Annotated in this window: 3 protein-coding genes; all 3 read left to right on the top strand. The window is 75.3% G+C overall.

Annotated elements, in window-relative coordinates; genetic code table 11:
• On the top strand, nt 1-550 hold a 550-nt coding region (locus tag ABZ749_RS33965), incomplete at its 5' end, for a transcriptional regulator (protein ID WP_357235204.1).
• 72 nt (nt 551-622) lie between these two features.
• Nucleotides 623-1,648 (top strand): cytochrome P450, encoded by a 1,026-nt coding sequence (locus tag ABZ749_RS33960; RefSeq protein WP_357235202.1) that lies wholly within the window; start codon nt 623-625, stop codon nt 1,646-1,648.
• A complete protein-coding gene (locus ABZ749_RS33955; protein ID WP_357235200.1) occupies nt 1,645-2,352 on the top strand; it encodes an isocitrate lyase/phosphoenolpyruvate mutase family protein in 708 nt (235 codons plus the stop codon). The genes ABZ749_RS33960 and ABZ749_RS33955 overlap by 4 nt, the downstream gene beginning before the upstream one ends.
• Nucleotides 2,353-2,393: the final 41 nt, after the last annotated feature.

Below are 2,393 nucleotides of genomic sequence, written 5' to 3'. Positions count from 1 at the left end.
CGAGGAGCGGCAGGGCCGCCACCGTTACCTGCGGCTGGCGGGCCCGTCGGTGGCCCAGCTCATCGAGGACCTGGCCGGGCACGCCCCGGCCACGCCCACACCGACCGGGTCGCTGCGCGCGGCGACCGCGAGCGCTTCCCTGGTGTACGCCCGGACCTGCTACGACCACCTCGCCGGGCGGCTGGGCGTGCTGATGTACGACGCGCTGCTCAGCGAGCGCCGACTCGACCGGGCCAGTGGCTTGGCGCTCACGCCCGACGGGTGGGCCTGGGCGGCCGGGTTGGGCGTACCCGTGGACGTGCTGCGCGTCGCCCGCCGCCCGGTGGTCCGCGACTGCCTGGACTGGACCGAACGCCGCCCGCACCTGGCCGGCGCGCTCGGCGCGGCGCTCTGCCGCCGCTTCACCGAGCTGGGCTGGATCAGCCAGGGCATCGGCCGCGCCGTCCGTCTCACTCCCACCGGCCGCCCCGGCCTGGCCGCGGCCCTGGCCATCCCCGAACACACCCTCGACCTGCCGGTGGTCCCGCCGCCCACGAGCGGTCGCGCCTGACCGGCGAGCAGCGGGTGACAGTGGCGGGATCGTTCGGTGTGGGGCGAACGGTTCGCGCCCTACGGTCGGGCGGTGACTGACACCTGGCCGCACATTGCGCCCGCCCCGGGAACACCCTCGTGTGGACCGCCCTCGTTCGAACCGGAACGCGGTTGGTGGGTGACCCGGCACGCCGACGTGCGCGCCGCGCTGACCGACCCGGCGTTCCAGGTGCCTGCCGTCGACACCGGTCCGCCCGGCACCCTCGCCTGGCTGCGCGCCACGGTCAGCCGCTTCAGTCCACCGCTACGGCACGCCGACCGTCGGGCGGTCGCAGTGCGCGCGCTGGCCCCGCTGGCCCCGGACGACCTGCGACTGGATGCGGTGCGGCTGACCGTGGCCGTTCTCGACCGTGCCGGCGACAGCGTCGACGTGATGCGGGAACTGGCCCGGCCGGTGCCGCTGCGGACGTTGGCCGATCGCCTCGGTTTCGCTGATCCGGCAGCCGTCGGGACGGCGGTCGCGGTCGTCGCGGCGGCGTACCACCCGGGGGTGGACCCGGCCCTGACCGCGCGGGCCGACGTGGCGGTGACGGCGCTGCTGGCGCTCGCGCCGCAGGGTCCGCCGGAGGTACGGGCGAACCTGATCGGTCTGCTGGTCCAGGCGTGTGATGCCACCGCCGGCCTGATCGGCGCCGCCGCCCATCACCTGCTGCCCCCGGGTGTGCCGACCACGGCGCGGACCGCCGACCTGCTGGCCGAGGTGCTGCGCCTCGACCCACCGGTCCGGGCCACCCGACGAGTCACCGTCGACGAGGTACGGCTGGGCGGGCGGGATCTGCCGGCCGGAAGCCCGGTGCTGCTGCGCTTCGACGCGGCCAATCGTGACCCGCAGGTGTTCACCGAACCCGCGACGTTCCGGCCCGGTCGGCCCGGTGCCGGGCAGTTGACCTTCGGGACGGGGGAGCGGGGTTGCCCCGGCGACCGGCACGCCCTCGCGCTGGCCACCGGTGTGCTCGACGTGCTGCGGGAACGCTGCCGGCGCGGCCTCACCCCGATGAGTTACGAACCGCACCCGACCCTGCGGGTGCCCACAACCCTGGAGGTGAGCGCCCGATGATCGAACGTCAGGCCGCGTTCCACGCCCTGCACCGCGCCGGCCGCCCCCTGCTGCTGCCCAACGCATGGGACCACGCCTCGGCGGCGGCGCTCGCCGCGCGTGGACATCCGGCCATCGGCACCACCAGCCTCGGGGTCGCCGCGACCGCCGGCCTTCCCGACGGCGTCGCGGCCACCGCAGCGGAGACCCTCGCCCTGGCCCGCCGGCTGGCTCGGCTGCCGGTACTGCTCAGCGTGGACGTGGAGGCCGGATTCAGCGACGACCCGGCCGAGGTCGCCGAGTACGTCAGGGAGTTGGCCGGGCTCGGCGTGGTCGGGATCAACCTGGAGGACGGGCGCGCCGACGGCACCCTCGCCGACACCGAGGTCGCCGCCGCCAAGATTGTGGCGGTGAAGGCGGCGGTGCCGGACCTGTTCGTCAACGCCCGCACCGACACCTGGTGGCTCGGGGTGGACGAACCACTGCCGCAGACCCTCGCCCGTGCACGTGCCTACCAGATGGCCGGTGCCGACGGGATCTTCGTGCCCGGGACCGCCGACCTGGCCACCCTGCGCGTCCTCACCGAGCGGATCGACGCTCCGGTGAACGCGTTGTACCAGCCGGGCGGCCCAGGGCTGGCTGAGTTGGGCGGGGCCGGGGTGGCCCGGGTCAGCACCGGCTCGCTGCTGTTCCGGGCCGCGCTGGGCGGGACGACCACGGCCTGATCACCTGAGCCTCCGGAGGTCGACAGTTTGGCAAGTGACGC

Origin of the sequence: Micromonospora sp. NPDC047753 (assembly GCF_040642735.1) — a bacterium.
GTDB lineage: Bacteria > Actinomycetota > Actinomycetes > Mycobacteriales > Micromonosporaceae > Micromonospora.
Note: the sequence above shows the minus strand (reverse complement) of the source record. Positions and strands in the feature narration are given on the sequence as shown.